General features: G+C 39.2%; 24 protein-coding genes. 13 read left to right on the top strand and 11 right to left on the bottom strand.

The window, feature by feature from the left end; genetic code table 11:
* Positions 1-178: 178 nt before the first annotated feature.
* The 11 genes from J5A55_RS12515 to J5A55_RS10095 all read right to left on the bottom strand — a co-directional run bounded on the left by J5A55_RS12515 (position 179) and on the right by J5A55_RS10095 (position 13,194).
* Positions 179-379 (bottom strand): transposase, encoded by a 201-nt coding sequence (locus tag J5A55_RS12515; RefSeq protein WP_428842332.1) that lies wholly within the window; start codon positions 377-379, stop codon positions 179-181.
* A gap of 504 nt (positions 380-883) precedes the next feature.
* A complete protein-coding gene (gene tssR / locus J5A55_RS10140) occupies positions 884-3,151 on the bottom strand; it encodes a type VI secretion system protein TssR domain-containing protein (RefSeq protein ID WP_004384125.1) in 2,268 nt (755 codons plus the stop codon).
* Between the two features lie 11 nt (positions 3,152-3,162).
* Positions 3,163-4,137 carry a PKD domain-containing protein gene (locus tag J5A55_RS10135; protein ID WP_004384126.1) on the bottom strand — a complete coding sequence of 325 codons (975 nt, stop codon included), beginning with the start codon at positions 4,135-4,137 and terminating at the stop codon, positions 3,163-3,165.
* Between the two features lie 201 nt (positions 4,138-4,338).
* Positions 4,339-4,788: a type VI secretion system TssO gene (tssO, locus tag J5A55_RS10130; protein ID WP_004384128.1), complete on the bottom strand. Its 450-nt coding sequence runs from the start codon at positions 4,786-4,788 to the stop codon at positions 4,339-4,341.
* A 12-nt stretch (positions 4,789-4,800) separates the two neighbouring features.
* Positions 4,801-5,283: a type VI secretion system TssO gene (locus J5A55_RS10125; RefSeq protein ID WP_004384129.1), complete on the bottom strand. Its 483-nt coding sequence runs from the start codon at positions 5,281-5,283 to the stop codon at positions 4,801-4,803.
* A gap of 15 nt (positions 5,284-5,298) precedes the next feature.
* Positions 5,299-6,450, bottom strand: coding sequence for a hypothetical protein (locus J5A55_RS10120; RefSeq protein WP_004384130.1), 1,152 nt, complete (start codon positions 6,448-6,450; stop codon positions 5,299-5,301).
* The gene (locus J5A55_RS10115) at positions 6,437-7,321 is read right to left on the bottom strand and encodes a TssN family type VI secretion system protein (protein WP_004384131.1); all 885 of its coding nucleotides are present in this window, start codon (positions 7,319-7,321) and stop codon (positions 6,437-6,439) included. The genes J5A55_RS10120 and J5A55_RS10115 overlap by 14 nt, the downstream gene beginning before the upstream one ends.
* A 9-nt stretch (positions 7,322-7,330) precedes the next feature.
* Positions 7,331-8,266: a hypothetical protein gene (locus tag J5A55_RS10110; protein ID WP_004384133.1), complete on the bottom strand. Its 936-nt coding sequence runs from the start codon at positions 8,264-8,266 to the stop codon at positions 7,331-7,333.
* Positions 8,251-10,692 (bottom strand): AAA family ATPase, encoded by a 2,442-nt coding sequence (locus J5A55_RS10105; RefSeq protein ID WP_004384135.1) that lies wholly within the window; start codon positions 10,690-10,692, stop codon positions 8,251-8,253. The genes J5A55_RS10110 and J5A55_RS10105 overlap by 16 nt, the downstream gene beginning before the upstream one ends.
* Positions 10,689-12,464: a type VI secretion system baseplate subunit TssF gene (locus J5A55_RS10100; protein ID WP_004384136.1), complete on the bottom strand. Its 1,776-nt coding sequence runs from the start codon at positions 12,462-12,464 to the stop codon at positions 10,689-10,691. The genes J5A55_RS10105 and J5A55_RS10100 overlap by 4 nt, the downstream gene beginning before the upstream one ends.
* Positions 12,465-12,771: 307 nt before the next feature.
* Entirely contained in the window at positions 12,772-13,194 is a 423-nt protein-coding gene (locus J5A55_RS10095; protein WP_004359687.1) for a GPW/gp25 family protein, read from the bottom strand.
* 1,248 nt (positions 13,195-14,442) lie between these two features.
* On the opposite strand from J5A55_RS10095, the gene tssD reads away from it, so the two are divergent.
* The 13 genes from tssD (at position 14,443) to J5A55_RS10035 (ending at position 25,202) form a co-directional block, all read left to right on the top strand.
* On the top strand, positions 14,443-14,841 hold the full coding sequence (tssD, locus tag J5A55_RS10090; protein ID WP_004384141.1) for a type VI secretion system tube protein TssD: 399 nt from the start codon (positions 14,443-14,445) through the stop codon (positions 14,839-14,841).
* Between the two features lie 183 nt (positions 14,842-15,024).
* Complete coding sequence (locus tag J5A55_RS10085) at positions 15,025-16,863, top strand: type VI secretion system Vgr family protein (protein WP_039851516.1); 1,839 nt, start codon at positions 15,025-15,027, stop codon at positions 16,861-16,863.
* 23 nt (positions 16,864-16,886) lie between these two features.
* On the top strand, positions 16,887-18,065 hold the full coding sequence (locus J5A55_RS10080; protein WP_004384143.1) for a hypothetical protein: 1,179 nt from the start codon (positions 16,887-16,889) through the stop codon (positions 18,063-18,065).
* Positions 18,066-18,069: 4 nt separating this feature from the next.
* A complete protein-coding gene (locus J5A55_RS10075) occupies positions 18,070-19,137 on the top strand; it encodes a hypothetical protein (protein ID WP_004384144.1) in 1,068 nt (355 codons plus the stop codon).
* Between the two features lie 8 nt (positions 19,138-19,145).
* Positions 19,146-19,742, top strand: a complete 597-nt coding sequence (locus tag J5A55_RS10070) for a DUF8188 family protein (RefSeq protein WP_004384145.1) — start codon at positions 19,146-19,148, stop codon at positions 19,740-19,742.
* Positions 19,743-19,776: 34 nt separating this feature from the next.
* The gene (locus J5A55_RS10065) at positions 19,777-20,373 is read left to right on the top strand and encodes a DUF8188 family protein (protein ID WP_004384146.1); all 597 of its coding nucleotides are present in this window, start codon (positions 19,777-19,779) and stop codon (positions 20,371-20,373) included.
* 51 nt (positions 20,374-20,424) lie between these two features.
* Positions 20,425-21,558 carry a hypothetical protein gene (locus J5A55_RS10060; protein ID WP_004384147.1) on the top strand — a complete coding sequence of 378 codons (1,134 nt, stop codon included), beginning with the start codon at positions 20,425-20,427 and terminating at the stop codon, positions 21,556-21,558.
* Positions 21,559-21,563: 5 nt separating this feature from the next.
* A complete protein-coding gene (locus tag J5A55_RS10055) occupies positions 21,564-22,157 on the top strand; it encodes a DUF8188 family protein (RefSeq protein WP_004384148.1) in 594 nt (197 codons plus the stop codon).
* A gap of 51 nt (positions 22,158-22,208) precedes the next feature.
* Positions 22,209-22,502, top strand: coding sequence for a hypothetical protein (locus J5A55_RS12400; protein ID WP_004384149.1), 294 nt, complete (start codon positions 22,209-22,211; stop codon positions 22,500-22,502).
* A gap of 72 nt (positions 22,503-22,574) precedes the next feature.
* Complete coding sequence (locus J5A55_RS10050; protein ID WP_004384150.1) at positions 22,575-23,345, top strand: hypothetical protein; 771 nt, start codon at positions 22,575-22,577, stop codon at positions 23,343-23,345.
* Positions 23,346-23,350: 5 nt separating this feature from the next.
* Positions 23,351-23,944, top strand: coding sequence for a DUF8188 family protein (locus J5A55_RS10045; RefSeq protein WP_004384151.1), 594 nt, complete (start codon positions 23,351-23,353; stop codon positions 23,942-23,944).
* A 33-nt stretch (positions 23,945-23,977) separates the two neighbouring features.
* The gene (locus tag J5A55_RS10040; RefSeq protein WP_039851499.1) at positions 23,978-24,571 is read left to right on the top strand and encodes a DUF8188 family protein; all 594 of its coding nucleotides are present in this window, start codon (positions 23,978-23,980) and stop codon (positions 24,569-24,571) included.
* A gap of 34 nt (positions 24,572-24,605) precedes the next feature.
* Positions 24,606-25,202: a DUF8188 family protein gene (locus J5A55_RS10035; protein ID WP_004384153.1), complete on the top strand. Its 597-nt coding sequence runs from the start codon at positions 24,606-24,608 to the stop codon at positions 25,200-25,202.
* Positions 25,203-25,223 lie beyond the last annotated feature (21 nt).

The following is a 25,223-nucleotide window of genomic DNA, read 5'->3' as shown; positions in this document are numbered from 1 at the left end:
TATAAATAAAGGCAAAAATGCGTGTAAAAAGCAAGTTTGCAACCAACAGTAAATCAATTAGTTATAAAGTTGTGCAAGAAAAGGTGCTTAATTGGACTTCAAAAGGGCGTTAGTAACACCCAAAAGGGCATCTTTTGCAAGCCAATTAGGCTTCTTTTAGAAGCCAAAAGAGCATATATTAGTTTTGAGTTACATGAAAATAGTTTATAAATAGCGATTGATAAGGGAATAGGTTGTTTGTAGAAGACGGAAAGACATGGTAATGGATAGACATATATTTTCTATTGAGTCTTTCAATCCAATTGGTCGTATATATGCACCTTTGCACTTGCACAGGGAAGTCCATATATAAAGTAAGCGATGTTGCGTTCGGCTTTATACTTTTTCAATATTGGATATTTCTTTTCCCATTTGGCTACAAAAGTAATAAATTGTTCATATCCCAACAAAGATTCCACCTCTTTGTTTTTTCTAAAGCAAAGACCTCATTGAGTTCCTCAGCCAACTGCGGTTTGTCTTTATGTGAGACACAATTGAGATTACCGACTTTTAGAAGAACTTCCTTAAACCGAACTCACGTTAATTATGTTTGTTCAGTGTACTGAAACAATAAAGCATATGAACGTTGTTGTTATGCAAGCACATAAAACAACACACATTCAATATGATAGCATAATCAGTATGGAAAGATTAAAAGAAATGGACACCGAAAGAGATTCTCTTTTAAGGCTTCTAAAACTTAGTAAGGCGTTAATGATAAACTACCAGAAAATATTTGTCAGGCAGCAGTATAAGAAAATAGAATATGGATAAATACACCTGAAGTATGTCTGTGATGTATTTATCCATATCATTATATTCTATTACTTTTGTTCAAAGTGGTTTATGGAAGTTCCTTTAAAGGAATAAAGTAATAATTTTTACCAGCAATAGAAATGGTATTCAAGCGTCCAGACTTGAAGCGTGTCTCAAGATTAACAAGCTTCTTAAACATCTCTTTATAAGCCTGATCCCATTCACTTTCATTACACTTCTTACGGCGAATATCCTTTACACGTATAATATAGTTCAATGCATCTGAACTTGGAACTGAAACGCGATGATAATAAACCTTTGAAATTGCAGACTTGGTACTGAGAGCCTTGCGATAAGAAAGCATGTTTACCAGCTTGCTCTGACGCTTAAAGTTATTTCTCAATACTGCAAGTTCTTGGTTGCCAAGAGAGTCTGCATTGATATAAGGCATCAAATCACGATAGCCATCAAGAAGATTCTGCATCTCAGCCTTATCAAAAAGATATCCCTCATCATAAGTTGAAAGTTGCTGTGGTGTAAACCACATCTTCTTAAAGAGAAGGTCGTTGATGTTGTTCCTTTCAATGTCAGTTACAGATATAGCTGCACTGTCACATAGATTCACCACCTCTTGTGTAGGAATAGCACGTAGAACGCCATATTTATTCTCTGCATTACGTGTCACATTTACAAGTTCGTTGTTACGTGCATTGAGCTGCATAAACAGTGAGTCAAGCACATTTGAAAGACCTGAACTTGAGAGTTCAGAATAAAGTTTAGGATAGACAAAACCACCTGCAATAACACTGTTCTTTGGTGCATCGAGTAAATAAATATTCTCGTTATCGGTACTTATATCTTTGAATGAACCATTCTTTGTCCATTTTGGTTCGCAGATGTAGTCTCCTGAGAAACTCATATACTCCAAGATATTATTGTCAAGTAACTGCTTAGACTGAAAGATAAAGTCTTGATAAGGCATACCATCCTTAGAAAGGATTTGAGCAAGAAGGAGAGTAGCTGAGCGTGAATAAATCTCTGAGTTGATATCAGAGGTGAAAGTTGGAAACTCATCAGTACCTAATATAATGAATACATTATTTTCAAACTTGGAATAAGGTGTCTCTCTAAAGATTGTATTCATTGCATCGTGGAAGCCATAGCCACCATTTGCCCTAATTGTGTTTGGTGAAGTCATCTTTGTAAGATAATCAATCCACTTACCAAAGTCGGTTGTTGGTGAGAGATGTCTATTTCCCTTCTGAGAAACAGATGTCACCGAGAATTTCGCCTGCGAATCCTTTGATACCTTTTCGTTTATGCCCAGGAAAGCATTAACAAGGTTACGCACAAGTAGACGATCCTTATCAAAGAACACAAGGTGGACATTTATATTCTTGCTATTCTCGATGAGTTGATCGAGCTCTGTCACAGCAACATCTCCACCTTTTACATTGAGCATTAAAGTCTTCTTTCTGTCCCATACAGACAATGGAAGATTTATAGCCACTTTCTGGTCTGTCGAAGTGTTTATCCAATTCCCATCAGCAGTAAAAAGAAGTTTAGAACCCAATGGGAAACCAGCAAACTCTGGGTAATTAGCATCAAGCAGATAGACGCGATTCTGTCCTACCATTGCCGTGAGATCAGCAGGAATCCATCCGAGTGCTGTACGAGTAGAGTCTGAGAGTAAAGGACAATCAGAAACAAGTATAGCCTGTTTACTTACATCGTACTTATAAGCATACACAATCTGACCAGCTACAAGCTTTCCCTTGCTCTTATCGAGGAAGAAAGGATCGCCATAGAGGTTCAGAGAGTCAAGAGTAAAGAATCTCTTTATATTTGTCAATCGTGACACTGTGGATGCACCGATTCGATAACGTACTGGGAAGTTGTTATCTTTAGACACAAAGGCGTGATTATACTCCAGCACACTATTCTTATCAATCCATCCTACGAATGGTGAATTCTTAGCATCTTTAAAATGAGTTCTTGAACTGAAAAGTGGTGCAAACATACCCTTAGGCTGTCCAAGCAAGCTCTGGTCAGCAGCAACAACCTTATAGAATCCGTTTTTCTCACCAATAACATAGAATGGAGCACCAAGCTTCTGTTCACTCAGGATGCGCTGTGCATACGGTCCAGCGTATGCCTTGTTATGGTCACGATCAGAGAAGACGATATGCACATCCTTATTGTTGTGTGTCTTTTGCTTTCGTGTATCTTCTGTCAGGTAATTAAAACTCTTTTTACCGACAGCATGTGTCTTATCATATCTTCCCACCTGTGCCAGACTACTCTGAGCACCCAAAAAGAAAAATGCAAGACCTGCTATAATATGGAACGCTTTCATATTTCCTAATTTTATTTTCCTGTATTTCTTTGAGTTACTTCAATCTTTGTAATATGATGGAAATCATCTACCTTCACATCGTCAATAGTCACACGTCCGTAACGATTACTCTCGAGGAAGTGTAATCCTTGACAATAGTCTGGGAACACATTATAACGCTCGCCATTGATGTGTACAACGACCTGATTACCATTACCGCCGAGATAGTTATTGATAATGAAATTACGATGTGCATAGAACGCTTCCTTATCTCTTGCACCCGCATTGGCAATAGCTTGTAGATGCTTCTTAATACCATTCTGCACCATAGCTAATGTATCAATAGGCTCAGGTTGGGGCTGATCGACCTCATCAGCTGGATCTTCAATGATGTCTTCAACCTTTGGAAGGATAGTTATAACATGAGATACAGGATACAAAGTGGTGTTAGTCTTCAGTTTGACGAGATATTTACCAGGCTCGTCATATTTATAAACCACCTGACGCTCGAAAGCATCAATAGTTCCACTCTCACCGAACTCCCAAAGCCAGCTTGTCATACCGTCGCCTTCAGCTGAGAATACGAGCCGTTCACCTGCATAACCTTGCGTTGGTCCGACAATCTTAGGAATAGAATCAACTGCTACAGTGTCCTTGGTAATCTTCACAATATCAACAGTCTTCTCTTTGATAACCTTACCATCAACCTGTAGTGTGATGAGGTACTTTCCAGCCTGTTTGTAAACATAACTAATGTTAGGCTTACCAACGATACTGTCGCCATTACCCATTTTCCATAATACTCTCTTGTCAACAACTGCCGCAGAGTCATTAATGGTAAACTTCAAAGGCTCGTTTACTTCCAATTGACTATTCGCATTACGGTCCTGAATGAAAAAGTCAAGATTCTTGTTGACGTTGCGTGAAGGAAGAAGCAAAGCCACCAATAATCCGACTACAGCCAGTGCCGAAACGATAGCCAGAATGATTTTTTGTCTTTCAGTCATAATTATTGTTATTTAATTGCTATATCATAAGGGGTTTAATTTGTCAATTGTCAGCCACATACTACTTGGATGGTCGTAAACCAATGCTCTATTTTCATAGCAATAGGATTATGGAGAGCATACGTTTCTTGTGGATGAATGAGTTTATCAACTATTCCAGCAGAAAGGTAGACGAGAAACCAGCCAAAGCCAACAAAAACCTTATCTAATCTTAGTCTTCATTTCTTCGAGAATCTTTTTTCTGTCTTCCGTATTCTTGGTCGTCCAATAGAGTTTCTGCTTTATGTCGAAATAGTCTTGTATCGTTTTGAATGCACGCATACAATAGAGATATTTCGGATCATAAGAATGTTTGCGATAGTTGTCTTGCAGCTGTGTCATACGATCTTTTATTTCGCTGATACGCTGTGTCTGCTGTATCTCGAAATTAAGTGAGTCAATATCCTTCTTCATCGTAATCAGTTTCTCACTCATTTCTTTCTGATCTTCAAGAATAGCCTCGGCATCATTGATTTCGGTCACCGCATTACCTGTAATGGATTCTGGAATAGGTGTGACATACTTACAAAGGAGGATATAAAGTAAGGCCACAGAAAAGCATAACAAAAGCGTAAACTTAATACTGGACCATATTTTTTCGTCTCTTGTCATAATAATAAATTATTATTCTCTTTTTCTATTTAAAATTTCAGTTGCTTTCTGAATCTGTTCCATAATGTAGTCTAAGTCACGTTTCTCATCAAAGTAAGTCGCAGTGGTTTCCTGCGTAGCTTGTAGTTGATCAAACAGTGTCTTATAGAGAACATAGTTGGTGGTGTCATTATCATCACGATAGATTTCATCCTGCATGTCTTGTCTGTGACGAGCAATTATCATCTGATATTGCGCCTGCTCATTATCCGTACGCTTCTCAGTAACAAGATTGTTCATATCCTTGAACATTTGATCCATACGGAAATTATAGCTTGCCTGTTTACGGAATACCTCATCGTATCGCACTTTCTTTTCGTCTACCAAATTGATTCCTTGTTCAGCTGTTTTCAATGTGCAAACAGCAAAGAGTACGAAAAGCAATAGCGTGAAGCTAAAGATGAAAATAAAAGAATTCTTTGCCTGACGGCGTTCTTTTCTATTTTTTTCTACCATTGTCAAGTGTATCTGTTAATCCCACACCTTCCATGACTTGCGCTCACTCTCAGAGGCCTTGCCATTGTTATCTTCGCTAATAATAATATTCTCCTTAATGAGTCCAACGTATTCGAGTTCGCTCAACTTATGGAAAAGCGTATCAATTACATTGAGGAATGCTGCAATACTTATAAAGAGCGTATTCAACTCAAGGTGGTTATAATTCAGATGAGCAATATCGCTTGTCTTGTGCATGAAGTCAGACGGCTTAATATTTGTCCACTCATCAAAGTACTGCAACAGTGTCTCAAAGTCCTTCTCAGGTAAAGAACGGAGCGAAGTGAGTAGAAGATTAGCTAATGCATTTGCAAAGCGTACCGTATAGATTGGAGGCTGCTCAGCTGCAATATTCTTCAATTCAAAGCAATGCTGGCTATAAAAATTCTTCACCACATCGCAAAGAGCGAAAGTATTGTCTGCAAGCATACTGCGGTGAGGGTTAGAAACATTCTTAGCATATACCTTGAGTGCATTGTTGTGAATACGCTCAAGTGTTTCTGTCATATTCTCTAAAGCATACATAGCTCTCTCAGAACAGTTGATACGCTGAATAGCTGGGATATAATCGCTATCTATCGAGAAGGAACCACCATCAACGATAACCTTTCCTGCTACTATACTATTACCCTCAAGGAAAGCCTTATTAAGATTCTGCTCCAATACGAGCTGCAAGGTAACCTCTGGCAACATGTAAGGATGATGGAGCGGAGTCGTCTCAGGATCTGGCACACCAACCGGCAGCATCTTGTAAGGATTAACTGTAAGGAGGATGCAAACTACCTGACGTGTAGAGAGATCAATCTCAATATCTTTGAGCGTACACTTTGGTGTGAAATCGCCATACAATTCCTTTGTAAAGAGAATATGGTAACCATTACGAGTCACCGCATTACATGCTCTAAGTTCTACTGACAAAGTCTCTGCAGACTCACCCTTAATATCCATATCAATAGAACATTCTTCTTTTTCAGACTTTTCACCGAATCCATAGTTATAGCTTGTCAGTTCCTCTTCACGGTTCTGTCTTAGCATTTCAACTACATTGTAATAGGTCTCAAAGAAATGGGTATTATTAATCTTCTGACCGTTAACCCAGTTTATAGGCAAATGCTCAATCTTCTTCATGTTGTATCTGGTTTATGCTTTTTACTCGTTTTATATAGATAACTTGATTTTTCTTTATTTTGTTTTCTGTGGCTGTGCAACGTGGATCCAGCATCCGAATAAATAGAGGATAGCGGAACCATCGACTCGTATAGAATATCCAACCACTTTCAGCACCTTCCATATTAATCTCAATCTGAGCTTGTGGGAAACGTCGATTTTGGTCTTCAACAAGCCAGTCAAACCAGTCACCCAAAGCAATACCCTCAGCCAAGCGAACAGAAAGGGTCGTATAGTCGAAATCACCAATCTTTCGTTTAAGTTTTACTTTGACAGTTAATGCCTTGAAAGTATCGAGATTATCCCAATAGTTTCGATTAAATCCACTATGATTGATTCTCCACAAATCGTAGATAGCAGGTTGTATGTTTCGGAAATACTTGAAGCTACGGAAGACAAAGTAAGGAATCATAAACCAGCAGACAGCTGTCATCGCCCAAGGAGTATATTCCAATCCCCCGCTAATCCAGTTGAATACAAGATAGTAAATCCACATTCCGATAATGCCTGAGAGTACTGTTATGAGAAGCTCAATAGACATATCATCGTTCTTCTTGCTAATGACAACGCGCAATGCCCATAGATAGAAAAATCCGAGAATGAGATAAGAAGTAACAGTCAGTACAAGTCCTCCCCATACATATTCATTCTTCAAATAGCCGAAAAGAGAAGGAAGTCCAAGGAAAAGTCCTACCAAAAGGGCAAAGACAATAATCCTCTTCATGCTCAGCTGCTGTCGAATAGACTTTAGTGCTCCCATAACGAACACCATGACCATTGCAAGAAGCGGAGCCAATAAGTATTTCAAAAAGAAAAATATTAAAGGTTTCATTATTTCTTCTTATAAATTCGTATCATAACCTAAATAATTCTGTCCTAAGACGAGTTCTGTATTTGTCGTGACAGTATATATTATCTTTATATCTCTGGACGAAAGGAGAAAGAACGACAGCACATACTTTACTGTTTCTATCTGCTTTTTCAATACACTTTCTTTTATCGTATCATGAAAGCAGAGATTTACTTCAACATCATCCAGCTCACATAGTAATTGTCCATCAAGTCCTGAGTCAACTCCCAACATACAATCACCTAAACTGACGTAAGGAAGATTCTCTTCGTAATGATAGACATATCGTATCTTAGCATCAATAGCACAGACTACTGAAAGTAATTCTTCCAATGCAGAAAGATTCTCCTTGTAATGCTCTACCTTGAGAAGATACAAGAACATCTTATATCTTTCGTCAACAGAAAAAGGGGCAGTCTTCGGGAAGAAAAGACTGGTAACATTCTTGATAATAACATTCTCAGACGGTCTTTCAAACAAAGATAACTGCCGTTCAAAGATACGTACACTATCATGGAACATCATTGTATCAAACGGAGAGAAAAAGTGTATCGCCTTCTCTGCCTTCTTCCTATTCTCTCGAATCGCTTCAACAACCTCCTTGTTGCTCATTCTTGGCGAACTAAGAGAGATTGGGTGGAACATAAACTCAGGCAACTGATGATAAAACCCATTTCTTGCAAGGTTAAGTATCAGTCGTTCCCTTAATTGTCCATCCTTATAGACTTCCTCTTTTTGCAATTCAATAATATCCTGAGAGTTCACACGACTATTCATTCCGTGGCTCACAACAACAGTCTTATCAAGTAAATCCTCCCCAGTAATAAACTGCAGTTCAGCATAGAAGACTTCCGCAATGAGATGACGTGCATCACTATTACTGAATCCTTCTAAATCCCTGTTAGAAGTTGTTATGCGTGATTCCATTGCAGATTTCCATCTTTATAGGTTGCTATTATGTGGTCGCCAGGTTTGATAGCCTCTGAGACAATCAGCTTGGAAATAGTCTTCTTCAGATAAGTTCTTACGACACCTGCAATAGGACGCGCACCATACTGTGGTGAGAATCCCTTGGAGGTAAGGTAGGCTATTGTCTCTGGTGCTAAATCCAACTGAATATCCTTCTGTTCCAACAATTGCTTCTGTAGGCGTGAGAATTGGAGAAGGAAAATCTGCTGAGCAACCGCCTCGGTAATAGGTGAGAATGGAACTACCTCTGTCAAACGACCAAGGAACTCAGGCCGGAAGTACTTCGACATAACCTCTATCAGTTCGTTAGAGGTTGGCTGATGTCCCTTCTGAATCTGTTCAGCAATCCATTGACTACCAATGTTAGAAGTAAAGATGATGATAGAATTGGAGAAGTCACCTTCACGTCCTAATTTATCATGTACCTTACCTTCATCCATAATCTGTAGGAAGATATCGTAGACACTACTATGTGCTTTCTCAATCTCATCAAAGAGTACGACAGAATAAGGCTTTTGGCGGATTTTTGTCACAAGCAAACCACCCTCTTCATAGCCTACATATCCTGGAGGAGCACCATATAGCAAGGCTGCAGAATGCTCTTCCTTGAACTCCGACATATCGAAACGAATCATTGCCGTGTCATCATCAAAAAGAAGATCGGCTAACGATTTCGTCAACTCTGTCTTACCCGTACCAGTAGGACCAAGGAAGAAGAATGAACCGATAGGCTTCTTTGGGTCACTCAGACCACTTCGTGACTCGATGATAGCATCAGAAAGTGTACGAATAGCTTTATCCTGTCCCTTAACTCTTTCGTGCAACTTGGTTTCGATACCCAAGAGTCGGTCTTTCTCTTGTGCCTGAATCTTTCCGATTGGGATACCAGTGTCATCTGCCACAACTGATTCTATTTCTAATGAGCTAACCTTCTCAATACCTTTCTGTGAAAGAACTGAGAGTTCGTTCAACATCTTACCAAGCTTATCTAATTTCTCCTGTGTTGAATCATCATCCGTCAGTACGAAGTCGTCTTCTATCTTTGAAGTCAAAACAACACTCACCTTGTTAAAGATTGTGTGATAAAGCAGATGTAAGTCGAAATCGCTCACATCATCTACTGGCATTGCCTTGTACTTCTCATACTGCTCCACAAGTTGCTCTACAATACCTGCAGCATTCTTATTGCTCAGTCTTACCGAGGCTGCGGTACTATCAATGAGGTCTAATGTTGAGGCTGGTTGGCTCTTTTCCTTGTAGTATCTGTTAGAAAGATTATATGCACTTATGAATGCCTCCTCCGTCATTGGCAGACTATAGTAAGCCTGTAGAATTGTTCTATGTTTCAGTAATGCACTGCGGAGGATATTTGGTTCGAGTTCCTCTACATTTATAATATTCAGTCTATTTGCAATAGAATGTTTCTCAATGTGCTTACGGAAAGCATCCATAGAGAGAACCATCAGCAATGTGACTGCACCATCGCAAATTTGTGCATCAAGGTTGTTGAGTATATAGGTGGCTGCCGTTGGGTTACCACTTTCGAGCAACAACTGTAGGTCGTCAATGACAAGTACACCACGACTCTTTGCTTGATTCATCTTCTGCAAAAGTCCCGTAAGTTTTTGGGTAATCTCCGTTTCATTACCCGATTGTGCAAGAATCTTTGATGTGTTCAGCCCGACCAACGATGTCTGGTTGATAATCTCATCTTGGTTGATTTCCATTTCATGGGCAAGTGCTCTGATAATACCCGTCTTACCAACACCCGGTGCGCCTACAAGAAGAATACCTTGTCGTTCAGAACGTTCCAACGTTTCCAATATCAGACGTATTTCCTTACTACGTCCAATGATTGATTTACCTTCTTCTAAGAGTTCTGCTCGGCGGAGATCAGATACGTACTGGATAGAACTACCCATATCCATCTCTGCAACTGGAGATAAAGGAGAGGTTGAAGCCTCAAAATATTCCATTATCTCATCTTCTGTCACACCAATTGATTCTATTTGCTGATGGGAATAAACCACACCATCTCTGACAATTGCTGAGAACACACACAAGGCATCAACAGAGTCTGTACCAAGTTTTATCTTTGAGCGTTCTGCCTCATCAAGTACTGTCTCAACCTCGTGGTCGGCGATTATCTCACCTGCATCATGCTCAACACCGACATACATCTCACGATAAGTCTCAAACCAATCACTGATGTATGTCACTTCCTTTTGCATTGAGTTCAGAATCTCACGCAAACCAGTCTGTTCAGTCAACATAGCAATAACAAGATGAGCTACGCCGAACGACAGGTGTTTATCCTGATGTGCCATAGCCTTGGCCAACTTAATGGCAGCTATGAGGCTATTGCTGTAATTTTGTGTATTCATACGAAAAATATCTTGTAAGGCATCTTATTAATAGAACGCTTTGAAAGTTCGTTTTCTAAGAAACTTGTCATTGCAGGTAAATCAACATTCTCTTCTTTACTTGCACCTGAAAGTTCTATTCTTACTTCTGTTGTACGGATAATACCACGTCGCACATCGTTTGAGATAGCTATACCATCTCTGATATCTACAGATTTCGCCAATTTCCCTAAACTACAAAGTACGAAACTCTTTATATCTTCACGCGTAACAATACGGTCCTTTGATAGCAAACCATAACGGAGTCGATTAATCATATCACGTTCTGAGTCGTGAGCATTACCTTGTTTTGTCGTCGTCTGGAACAACAACCCACTTGCCGAGAATTTCTCATTCTCCGCTTGGTAGACTACCGTACGACTATCCAAACCATTAGCAACTTCGGCATCAGTAGTCCAATAACTCACCTCTACCTCTGATGTCTTCTTGTAAGGCTGTGTAAATAGAAAAGCACGAGGAATACTCTTATCTTGAGTGAAATCGTAGATGCTCTTTTCTATGTTCTCTATATTATTATAGAGATTGTTCAGCTGATCCGTGAGCGTATCTATCTCCATACTCTCAAAAGCACTTCCGTCTTCATGGATTAACTGAATTAGTTTGTTTATCAATATGCGAGCATTGTCTGAGTCAAATCTTTCTATGTTTCCAAAGTAAAGGCTGTAAGTACCTGTAGAGGACTCATTATAATTCCGCACAATATCCACGTACTGGTGGTTAGCATCATCATGAAAAGATTCTACATTGAGCAGGAAACGATTTTCTTTGCATCGTAGAGCTACGATATTACCTTTTCGTGCAAAATCATGTTGTATTGTTACCAAACTACGATTGACAACTGGATAAGTATTGAGTAGAAACCGTACTTTCCCAAAATCCACATGATTAAACATCACTGGAAATTTCAATTTTAACCATACAAGTTTACTGCTTTCATCGTCTCCCTCTTCAGAAACTTCCCATTCTGATGGATAGGTACTGAAAGGATTAGATGAGAGGGCTTTTGAATCAAGGCTTATCTGAACATAGTTTTTTGCATAATAGTCACTAATCTCATTAAAGTAGTGATATTTTTCACTGTGTTCCAGTGGAAACTGTGGAACCGATACTTCTAATCTCTCTCCAGCTCCATCATAAACATGCACATCTCTTAGGAAAGGCGTGAGGTTATTGTCTTCCAAAAGAATACACAATATCAGTTTATGAGTTGAACGTAGTAGGCTCTGCGTCATTTCCAGACCTATCCACACAATACTATCTTCTGACGGCACTACTACGTTTGGAAGTTCTGTTTCTTGCAGACTACCCTCATACGAATACATTACCCGACTATCGTAGGATAGGGCCTTTATCTTGGCATTTACTAAAGGGTAATTACTTAGGGGAGAGAAGTCAAGGTCTACCCATCCCTTTTCAAACATCATCTTCCTCGTATAAAAACGATCTGTTAATGTTAGTAAGCGAGACTCGTCACTCTTAGGTTCCACACTCAACAAAGCATGGGAAGGCATTGGAAGTGACCACTGCTGAGGTACTAACAAACATGCCAAACGATACAGAATATTTGAATCAGAATCAGATATATTCTGATGAAGTCTACTACTATTATAGGCTATTACGTCGAGAATTAAATCAATAACGGGATCCATCTGCCTCAGATCTGTGATATTCCACAAGTCCATTGCAAATCTCCGAAGACGTTCTTTTATATTCTGTTGTCTTTTATCTATCATATTTTATTTTCATCTCTAATAATGATGTATCTCACTTGGGTAAGCTACTTGGTCCTTTAACAAAGACTGTCAACGATTTGTATGCTCATTCCACCATAACACGTGCATACTGGGCTTGTACGGGATAATATTTTGGAGCCGTCAAAGCGGGCTGCCATACAAAAAGTGAATCGTTTCTCATATTGTCCATAGTTCTTTTACTGTCACACGATGTGCAACAGAAGAAAACTAACAAGAGTGTTAAGTAGTTCAATATGTTTATTCGTTTCATCTTCTTATATTACACTTTCCTTTTTATCAGCCAATCTTACTGTGATATTGGACTTATATAAAGATGTGTATTAAAGTTGAAGTGCTGGTCATTTCTTACAATAAGACCACTTACCCACAAGCGTACACGCTTTCGGGCATTAGGGAACTTATCTCTGACATCTTCCTCAACCTCAGTAAGTTCTACTCTTACATGGACGTCTTTTAAACGAGGTTCATACTTAATTATAGTGGCTTCAAGTGACTGTCTGACCTTATCTTCCCAGTCTTCGTTTTTCAAAACTTGATTGAATTCCAAGTCCCATATAATCGAACCGTAATCCTCTCTTCCTTCCACTTCTCCATGACGAGAAACCACCAACATCATGAGATGCTGGGCAATTGATTCCTCATAGGAGCATCGTTGAATTTGTCCATTTAAAGCCCCTGATAAATCCAAAGGCAGTTTTAGATAGTTCATTTTATACCAAAATATTGTGCAAATATATATTATTTTTAATAGATATGGGCATCTTTTTTCTGTTTTTTATACTTTATAAGTATTTGATTAAAGAAGTTCTCCACGTAAACAAGGATTTCTCATTTCTTAAAACAAGCTTTAACTCTGTATCTAAATCAATTGTTAGTATTATAAACGTTGTAGCTGAAAAGTTATTTAAAGAGCAATACTCCTTAATTACAAATGACTTGCTACGTTTTACACAATAAAAAACTCTATTGATATAGGAAAAAGGGCGAAGCGAAATGTCTTTACAGTATTGGGGGTTTTTAGTAGGGAAAATACGTTTGAAACTACAATTTTGGTAGTTTTATAAATAGCAAATAATCAAATACTTACGAGATAGCAAAACGAAAGGTGCTTAGTTAGCTTTCAAAAGGGTGTTAGTTAGCTTTCAAAAGGGCATCTCTTGCAAGCCAATTGGACATCTTTTCGAAGCCGATTAAGCATCAATAGAATTTTGAAAGATAAAATTGTTTACAAAGTACCTCAAGTAGATAAGTGAACGGGTGAACAGGTTGAGGGGGTAACAAGTTACTTCTTACATAATAATTATGGTCTTCAGAAATATGGAGTGATAAACTAAAGCTCTTACATAGTAAGGCACACAGAGAAGCAGAGAGGATGGATCTAAACGCAATAGTACAGAGATGTCAGAAGCACAAAGAGCAACAGAGGAATAATGGCTTGCTGATATTCGGGGATCACTTATTAATAGACCTTACAATAAAGTTCTAATACAATCTGCAAACAGCCTCCGTTGCTCCATGCACTGACAGTGCCTCCCTAACAACCATAACTTTGTATATAATACCCCTCCGTTCTCTCTGTTTCTCTGTGTAACTCTTAAAATTCTGGATATAAGAGGCAGGTCTTATCACTCCAAATTTCTTAAAGACCTATATTAAATTAGGGAATACTCTTACTCTTAAAAATAGTAATAAGATTTAGTATTTAGCTTATCAGATGTTAAACCCATTTTATTTTATGTTTTTCTTTTGCTTTTATAAAAATATCTTTTTACTTTTGATATCGTAAAACAACAGATTGCAAATCTTCCTCTTCTTCCAAGAGCAAGACTGTTTAACAGCCGTACAGAGGGGACTTCAAGAAGTTGTTGAGGTTTTCTCTTTTTTATTTTCCTATAATTAGGAGATGATAAGGGTGCCTCGTTTATCATTTTTTTTAATAACTTAAAACTTTTCAATTATGAGTTCATTTAGAGCAACTTTGGAATTGGGTGGTAAGGAGTACGATGTACTCTACTCTAACTACGAGTTCAGCCGTACAACTGACAAGAAGGGGCAGCCTGCATCAAGCATCTCTGGCGGTCGTATCAGTGTAACTATCGAGTCAACTGATGACACTTCTACTATTGAAGCTATGCTTAACAGCCAGTTTAAGCCTGTTGAGGGTAAGATTGTTTACAAGAAGAGCGAAGAGGATGCTAAGATGAAAGAGATTTCTTTCAAGAATGCTTACATCGTTCACTACAAGGAGACACTTGACGTTAACAATGAGGCTCCTATGACCATCGCTATGACTTTCTCTGCTGAGAATATCACCGTTGGTAATGCTGAACTTGACAACCGTTGGCCTCGCTCATAGGTCTAAGAAACTTAAGGATCGTGTCGGGCTATGTGCTTGACATGGTTCTTTTCACTTTCTATTTGGATCTCACCGCTGTAGGATATGCCTATAAGCAGCCGAATCCGACACCTTATTATATATATTGAGAATAAATCTTCTCAAAATGCTTTTAACCCTAATTACCTCAAAAAAGTAAATTCAATGGCAATACCTTTTAACCCCATCTCTATCACCATAGGAAAGGATAAACTTTCTTCTTTCAAATCACTTCATATTGACCAAAGAACTGGTGCACACCATCACTTTGACTTGAAGGTTGACCTTGAATCGGGCGGCAACAGACAGGTGCATAACATCAGTAGCAGTAAAGAGTGGCTCGGCAAAGATATCATAGTGAAGGCTGCGAGCAAACCATTCTTCTGTGGGATGGTGACGAACATTGAGTTGCATCGGGATGGTAGCGACTTCGGGTGTATACAAGTGTCGGGCTATTCTTCCACTTATCGTATGGAGACAGCACCAAGCTGTTACTCATGGAACGACAGGTCGATTGGCGATGTCGTAAAGAATCTGTGCGGAGATGGTAAGGTGCAGTTGGCTTTGAATGCGGCACACAAGAAACAGTTGGATTACATCTGCCAATACGAGGAATCTGACTTCGATTTCGTTCGTCGTCTTGCCTTGCAATATCAGGAGTGGATGTATTACGATGGTCTGAAACTTGTCTTCGGTAAGCCACGACGATTGCCAGACCCTATCAAGATGGAATTTGGTACGTCGTTGAGTTCCCTCAATATTGGTCTACAAACATTAGCTCGTCCAGAGCAGGTGTTCACGTTCCATTCTGGTGCAAACCGTGAGATGGATTGCAAGACACCTGATAAGGCTTACGGACATGACAGGATGGCGGGTGATGCGTTCCGCGCAGCGCTCCCATCCTACCCTAAAGCGGCTCGCCAGTACTCCATACAGCGTGTCAGCTCTACCGACGACCTCGAGAATTATGTGCTCCTAAAACAAGCGGCCGAAACAGCAGAGACACATTATATTACAGCCGAGAGCCAGGATCCAAGATTACATGTGGGTTCGGTGATAAGCTTGTATAGTTCTTTCTTAAAGGGAGTTGGCAATCTCTCGCAAGAGAGTCTGGGCAATTTCATCATTATTGAGATGACACATGAAGTGAGTGAGAGTTATTATTACAAAAACCGTTTCAAAGCCATCCCAAGTACTGTAATGAGTCTACCTAACCCGAAGGTGCGTATGCCGCTGGCTGAAACACAGATGGCAACCGTACTAAGCAATGCCGACCCACATGGAACGGGTCGTGTGCAGGTGCGTATGAATTGGCAGACCGACAACATGAGAACAAGTTGGGTGCGTGTGATGACACCTGATGGCGGCAGCAGCAAGGACGTAAAGAGCAACCGTGGTTTTGTGTTTATCCCAGAGGTAGGCGACCAGGTTCTCCTCGGCTTCCGCCATGGCGACCCAGCACGTCCTTACGTTATGGGTAGTTTGTTTAACGGAGTCACTGGTGGCGGCGGTGGTCAGGGAAATAACTGCAAGAGTCTCACCAGTCGTAGAGGTAGCTCCTTGAAACTTGATGACTCAAAAGGTAGTGTTACACTACACGACAAGGGTGGAGTAAAAATGAATTTTGATGGTGATGGTAATTCTAAATTAACTTCAAAAGCCACTCATACGGTGAATGCAGGCGATAATGCTTCTATAAATGTTGGAACTGCTGAAAAAGGGCAAAGTGCACCGTCTTGCCTGACTATGGATTCTGCTGGTAATATAAAGTTAAAGGGCTCCACAAATATTCGCTTGGAGATTGACGAAAATACTTATATAGACCTAACTTCAGGTAAAATTACGATTAAAGCAGCTACAGTTTCTGTTGTTGGTACTACCAGTGCTGCTATTGGTAGTGATGAAGGGGCTTCAAAGGGCTTGAAGGCTGACAATACAGGAGTAACCATTAAAGGTGGTGGCTTAAATGTTACTATAGATGGAAAAAATGTCAATATCAATTAGGTATTAGAAGCAAAAGAGGTTTTATGGACAATAAGGGAAATATGGGCAAAGGTCATGTTTATCAAAATAACAGAGTAAACACTGACGGTGAACAATTTACAGCTGATGCCCAAAAATATAATAATAAAATGGAGGAAGAAGAACTTCGTCTGTTATCTTCATTGGGGCTGACAGAGGAAGACATTATTGATAAAACAGACCCAGACCTCGGCACTACACGAAGTGCTGAGGCTATGCTTCGATCTATTGAACGTCAAAGACAGTATAAGCAGCGTGTCATAGAAGCGGCAAGGATAAAGAAAGAAACAGGAAAAGACATAGTAATAGAACAGGAGGATAGTAACAAAGAAAGAGATATTGAACGCATCTTAAAATATAGGTGTGAACAAATGTCTGCAACTCGCCTAAATGGTGTTTCTATTAATAATTCTCAGGTTAATCAAGATTTTAAAGTAGTTCAAAATGTTGATAATAAGGAAGGTTTATTTTTAGTAACTTTGTTAGACAACATTGTTAATGCTACTCCACAACCCCTAAAAGAATCAGTTGATTTGCTGATGGAGGTAGATAAAGCTCTACTCTCTAATGTTTTATTGGATATTGACGAACAGACGGGCAAAGTTAATCAGATTTTAAACCATGATGAGATTATTAAACAATGGGACCAATGTAAGGATTCTTTGAGAAAAAAATACGATTTTATTCGAAAAGAAGATACTCGTGATAAGTTGGAGTATTTCCTTAAGGTTGCAGAAGAACAGGCTCACAACTTAGATAGTTTGAGTATGATGTTTAATGCAAAACTGTTTGTTAATACATTCTTTGATAAATATTTGGTTACAGATAAGAACCTCTTCGACCCATATAAGCGAGTCTTTAACTCACAGCTCTTTGAGGATATTGCCGTTGAATTGGATTTTACTCAGGAAATTCTGAAAGAGTCACCAAATATGGTCCTCATTCAAAGAAAAAGCAAGATAAATAAAGACACTTTACCGTTATCACAGATTAAAGAGGGCTATGAGAAAAAGTTTCAACCAACGATTCAATATAAGTTTTCTGACTATAATTATTCTATGGTAGAGAAATGTGTTATCAACACGAAATATAATTTCATTGTCCAATCAGATGTTTTATTCATAGAGGAAGTTACCAATAACTTGGAAGTTGTAACAGATTTTAAACTGAGAAAATTAGTATAAGTATATGGCTGAATCGTATATTCCAGCAGAGGCTTATGTCATTTGTTCAAACATGACATGCGGTGTACCACGTAAGTTATTACCATCACGTGGTGCTAAAACAGTTGCCCACTCAAATGGTTCCAAGATTCTTCTGACAGTTGAAGACCGAAAGATTGACGAATCGTTTGAATGTGTGGAAAAAGGGTTGAGCTGGGGAGGATTTGAGGCGTTAGCAGCAGGTATATGTATAGGTGCATTGGTTGTTGCTACAGTTGCTACAGGAGGACTCGCCTTGGCTGCAACAGGCGTTATGTTTGCAGCTGCAGGCGCAACTGTCATCTCTGGAGTAGGGGGAATTATAAGTATTGCTCATGCTTGTGATTACACACTTGAATCAATATGGGCTGGTAAAAGTTCATCTGTTAAATTCAATAAGCATGCAGCCCTATTGAATAAATCTTCTATGAAATGTTTAGGCAGTGGTGGCGTTATCAACATAATATTAGATAAACAGATAGCTATGGATGCTGCAAAAGCCATCAGTGACAGTAATATGAATGCCTTTTATTGGAAGATGGGTTCTCAGTTTGTTATGGGTGCAATAACTGCTATTACTGCAGCATCAAGCAGTGTGTCTCTTGTTGCTGCAGCAGTTTTGGCTGTTCCTTCATACTTTAGTTGGAAAATACCAGAGAAATATTCACCAACAATACGTAATATAGGTGCTGGCGCTATTACCTACATCGCTGGTCTGGTTGGCACCAAAGAAGTTAAGAGTACGGCTTCATTAATAATGACAGGTGCCAAGACTGCAGGTGGATATGCCCAATATGGATATGCAGTGTTGAAAAAAAATTTGGATGCCCAATTGGAAGGAGCAATACGAGCTGCGATACACTCTAAGCAGATAAACCCAAGTCAATTAAAGGGATTTGCTGCTGGACTTGGAGGGGCTGCGGTAAATGTGGGAATTGGAATTGTGGCTGATAATAATATCGATGATTATAAAAATGAAGCTTTAGATGAAAATAAAAACGCAAATAAGGATGATAAATTAAACTCTATTAATGTTGTATCAATACGAGGATAATATATAATATGAAAAAGATTAATATGGGCTGGTTTCTGGGTGTCGGGCTTGTTGCAATGTTGTTGACTATTGGTAATCTGATTTACACCTGCACACGGAATGACGGGGAAAAGTATGTACAGCAGTATATTGACGAGTCGGAGTATGTTACATTGCATATTCCAGAAGGGATAAAGGACGTTACTTATAGAGCGGGGAGTATAATGACAGGTGTCCTAATGAACTCAACAGAAAGGATTAGAACGGATAGTATTCTTTTTTATGATAGCATTTATAAGAAATACTTCTGTGTATTCGTTATCGAGCCAGAGCGTCGGGATATGGGTAGACAAAGTTCATTTGTAGAGGATGATATAAGTTACCGTAAGACTATCAAAGCTCGGATAAACAAGTACGAACTAAACTCTCCTCGATACGGTTCTAAAGCCAACCCTGTCCCTGTGTTAGACTTTGACTATGATTTACAAGAATTCAGAGGTGTTTATTATGGCAAGGAATACGAATATGCGTTCAGTAGACCTGCCTATTACAAGAGAGCAGTAGAACTATATCTCACTTATATGATGAGTAAGGAAGAATTCAAGGAACGGTTTGAAAAGGAGTAATTTGAAGGGGCTATCAATACAACGGTAATACGTTATGAGAAAGAGCGGTATAGGCTGGTTTACAGGTGTTGGACTTGTTGCAATGTTGTTAGCAATTGGTAATCTGATTTACACATGCACACGGAATAATGGGGAAAAGTATGCACAGCAGTATATTGACGAATCGGAGTATTTTACATTGCATATTCCAGAAGGGATAAAGGATGTTACTTATAGAGCTGGGAGTATAATGACAGGTGTCCTAATGAACTCAACAAAAAGGATTAGAACGGATAGTATTCTTTTTTATGATAGCACTTATAAGAAATGCTTCTGTGTATTCGTTATCGAGCCAGAGCGTCGGGAGACTGTTAGGCAAGGTATGTGTGTAGAGGATGATATAAGTTACCGTAAGACCATCAAAGCTCGGATAAACAAGTACGAACTAAACTCTCCTCGATACGGTTCTAAAGACAATCCTGTCCCTGTGTTAGACTTTGATTATGAGATAGCACATTTCCAGAACGATAAGAATAGCAAATACTACGAATATGCGTTCAGCAGACCTGCCTATTACAAGAGAGCTGTTGAACTATATCTCACCTATATGATGAGTAAGGAAGAGTTCAAGGAACGGTTTGAAAAGGAGTAATTTGATGACTCTGCAGGTAGCGTAACATTGCATGATAAGGGTGGTGTAAGCATGAACTTTGATGGTGACAAAACAGTTGCCCACTCAAATGGTTCCAAGATTCTTCTGACGGTTGAAGACCGAAAGATTGACGAATCTTTTGAATGTGTGGAAAAAGGTTTGAGCTGGGGAGGGTTTGAAGCGTTAGCTGCAGGTATATGTATAGGAGCGTTGGTTGTAGCAACAGTTGCCACAGGAGGACTTGCCTTGGCTGCAACAGGCGTTATGTATGCAGCTGCAGGCGCAACCGTCATCTCTGGAGTAGGGGGAATTATAAGTATTGCAAATGCCTGTGATTGTACTCTGGAATCGACGTGGTCAGCTGAAAGCTCATCTGTTAGATTTAATGAATACGCAGCCTTACTGAACAGATCTTTTATGAAATGTAAGAATAAAGGCGTTATCAATATAATATTAGATAAACAGATAGCTATGGATGCTGCAAAAGCCATCAGTGACAGTAATATGAATGCCTTTTATTGGAAGATGGGTTCTCAGTTTGTTATGGGTGCAATAACCGCTCTTACTGCAGCATCAAGCGGTGTGGCACTCGTTGGTGCAGCAGTTTTAGCTGTACCTTCATACTTCAGTTGGGGGTTGTCAGATAATCTATCATCAACTACAAAGAACACAGCCTCTGGAGCTATAACCTATGGGGCTGGTTTGGCAAGTGGAGCTGGAGCTGCTGGTGTCGGAATTGGTATTATGGCAGGAAGTAGTGTGAAAGGAAGTCTTTCGGGAACAATTGTGGGTGCTGTCATAAATAAAATTGGTGTAAACGAACAGAAAGCTACAATTGAGACTTTAAAGAATGCTGGTCCTGCTATACGAAATACACCTGCAATGATAACGACTGGCACAAAGACAGCCTTTGGCTATATCCAATATGGGTGGGGAGTTTTAACTAAAAATATAGACTCACAATTAAAAGGCGCAATAAGGACAGCTGTACATTCTAAGCACTTCAAGGCTATTGAGGGGAAAGGATTTGTTGCTGGAATTGTAGGAGCTGCGGTAAATGTTGGAATTGGAATTGTTGCTGATAAGAAAATAGAAGATTATCAATACAAAGCTTCAAAAGAAAATAGTGTGGCAAATATATCTGATTCAATTAATTCTATTAATGTAGTATCAATACAATCGTAGTATATATGAGAAAGAACAGTATGGGCTGGTTTACAGGAGTTGGGCTTGTTGCTATGTTGTTAGCAATTGGTAATCTGATTTACACCTGTACGCGGAATGATGGAGAGAAGTATGCACAGCAGTATATTGACGAGTCCGAATATGTTACATTGCATATTCCAGAAAGGAAAGGTATTTCTTATGAACCTAATTATATTACTACTGGTGTTGTCATGAACTCAGCTGAAATATTAAGGACTGACAGTATAAGATTTTACGATAGTTCTTATAGAAAATACTTTTGTGTACTTGTGATTGAAAAGAAAAGGCGTAATATGGTTAGGCAAAGTATGATAGTTGTAAATGATATAGCTTACCGTAAGACCATCAGAGCTCGGATAAACAAGTACGAACTAAACTCTCCTCGATACGGTTCTAAAGAAAACCCAGTCCCAGTGTTAGACTATGACTATGATTTACAAGAATTCAGAGATGCTTATGATGACAAGGAATACGAGTATGCGTTCAGCAGACCTGCCTATTACAAGAGAGCTGTTGAACTATATCTCACCTATATGATGAGTAAGGAAGAGTTCAAGGAACGGTTTGAAAAGGAGTAATTTGATGACTCTGCAGGTAGCGTAACATTGCATGATAAGGGCGGTGTAAGCATGAACTTTGATGGTGATAAAACAGTTGCCCACTCAAATGGTTCCAAGATTCTTCTGACAGTTGAAGACCGAAAGATTGACGAATCGTTTGAATGTGTGGAAAAAGGATTGAGCTGGGGAGGATTTGAAGCGTTAGCTGCAGGTATATGTATAGGAGCGTTGGTTGTAGCAACAGTTGCTACAGGAGGACTTGCCTTGGCTGCAACAGGCGTTATGTATGCAGCTACAGGCGCAACGGTCATCTCTGGAGTGGGGGGAATTATAAGTATTGCACACGCTTGCGATTACACATAAAAATCTTCATGGGAAAAGGAAAGTTTATCCGTTAGATTCAATAATCATGCAGCCTTATTGAATAGATCTTCTATGTTTTGTTTAGGCGGTAATGGCACTATCAACATAATATTAGATAAACAGATAGCTATGGATGCTGCAAAAGCCATCAGTGACAGTAATATGAATGCCTTTTATTGGAAGATGGGTTCTCAGTTTGTTATGGGTGCAATAACTGCTATTACTGCAGCATCAAGCGGTGTCGCACTCGTTGGTGCAGCAGTTTTAGCTGTACCTTCATACTTCAGTTGGGGGTTGTCAGATAATCTATCATCAACTACAAAGAACACAGCCTCTGGAGCTATAACCTATGGGGCTGGTTTGGCAAGTGGAGCTGGAGCTGCTGGTGTCGGAATTGGTATTATGGCAGGAAGTAGTGTGAAAGGAAGTCTTTCGGGAACAATTGTGGGTGCTGTCATAAATAAAATTGGTGTAAACGAACAGAAAGCTACAATTGAGACTTTAAAGAATGCAGGTCCTGCTATACGAAATACGCCTGCAATGATAACGACTGGCACAAAGACAGCCTTTGGCTATATCCAATATGGGTGGGGAGTTTTAACTAAAAATATAGATACACAATTTAAAGGCGCAATAAGGACAGCTGTACATTCTAAGCACTTCAAGGCTATTGAGGGGAAAGGATTTGTTGCTGGGATTGTAGGAGCTGTGGTAAATGTAGGAATTGGAATTGTTGCTGATGATAAAATACGTGAAAACCAAATTGAAGCTTCAAAAGAAAATAGTGTGGCAAATATATCTGATTCACTTAATTCTATTAATGTGGTATCAATACAATCGTAGTATATATGAGAAAGAACAGTATGGGTTGGTTTACAGGTGTCGGGCTTGTTGCATTTTTGTTAGCAATTGGAAATCTAATTTACACCTGTACACGGAATAAAGGGGAAAAGTATGCACAGCAGTATATTGACGAGTCAGAGTATGTTACATTGCATATTCCAAACCGAATGAATGTTTCTTATAATCCAGATTTTGTCACTACAGGCGTTGCAATGAACTCGACTGATGCAATAAGGACAGATAGTATCATCTTTTATGATAACTCTTATAAAAAATACTTTTATGTTGTCGTTATTGAGCCAGATCATCGGAAGACAATTAGGCAAAGTATGATAGTTGTAAATGATATAGCTTACCGTAAGACCATCAGGGCTCGGATAAACAAGTACGAACTAAACTCTCCTCGATATGGTTCTAAAGAAAACCCTGTCCCTGTGTTAGACTATGATTATGATTTGCAACGATTAAGAAGTGCTTATGATGATAAGGAATACGAGTATGCGTTCAGCAGACCTGCCTATTACAAGAGAGCTGTTGAACTATACCTCACCTATATGATGAGTAAGGAAGAGTTCAAGGAGCGGTTTAAAAAGGAATAATTTGATAGGCTATCAATACAACGGTAATACGTTATGAGGAAGAGCAGTATGGGTTGGTTTACAGGTGTCAGTCTTGTTGCAATATTGTTGGCAGCTGGTAATCTGATTTATACTTGTACACGCAATGATGGCGAGAAATACGCACAGCAGTATATTGACGAGTCGGAGTATGTTACATTGCATATTCCTCAAAGAAAAAGTATTTCTTATGAATTCGATCATATTGTTACAGGTGTTGTCATGAACTCTGCTGAAACAGTATGGACAGACAGTATAACATTTTACGATAGTTCTTATAGAAAATATTTTTGTGTACTTGTGATTGAAAAGAAAAGGCGTAATATGGTGAGACAAAGTATGTTTGTAGGAGATGATATAGCTTATCGTAAGACCATCAAAGCTCGGATAAACAAGTACGAACTAAACTCTCCTCAATACGGGTCTAAAGAAAACCCAGTCCCAGTGTTAGACTATGACTATGATTTACAAGAATTCAGAGATGCTTATGATGACAAGGAATACGAGTATGCATTCAGTAGACCAGCCTATTACAAGAGAGCTGTTGAACTATACCTCACCTATATGATGAGTAAGGAAGAGTTCAAGGAGCGGTTTGAAAAGGAGTAATTTGGTGGGCATATCAATACAACGATAATATGTTATGAGAAAGAGCGGTATAGGTTGGTTTATAGGTGTCGAGCTTGTTGCAATGTTGTTGGCTATTGGTAATCTGATTTACACATGCACACGGAATAATGGGGAAAAGTATGTACAGCAGTATATTGACGAGTCGGAGTATGTTACATTGCATGTTCCAGAAGGGGTAAAGAATGTTACTTGTAGAGCGGGGAGTATAATGACAGGTGTCCTAATGAACTCAACAGAAAGGATTAGAACTGATAGTATTCTTTTTTATGATAGTATTTATAAGAAATACTTCTGTGTATTCGTCATCGAGCCAGAGCGTCGGGATATGGGTAGACAAAGTTCATTTGTAGGAGATGATATACGTTACCGTAAGACCATCAGAGCTCGGATAAACAAGTACGAACTAAACTCTCCTCGATATGGTTCTAAAGCCAACCCAGTCCCAGTGTTAGACTTTGACTACAAGATAGCACATTTCCAGAATGATAAGAATAGTAAATACTACGAGTATGCGTTCAGCAGACCTGCCTATTACAAGAGAGCAGTAGAACTATATCTCACCTATATGATGAGTAAGGAAGAGTTCAAGGAACGGTTTGAAAAGGAGTAATTTGAAGGGGCTATCAATACA

The sequence above is a fragment of the Prevotella veroralis genome (assembly GCF_018127765.1).
Taxonomy (GTDB): domain Bacteria; phylum Bacteroidota; class Bacteroidia; order Bacteroidales; family Bacteroidaceae; genus Prevotella; species Prevotella veroralis.
This window is presented reverse-complemented; position numbering and strand designations above follow the sequence as displayed.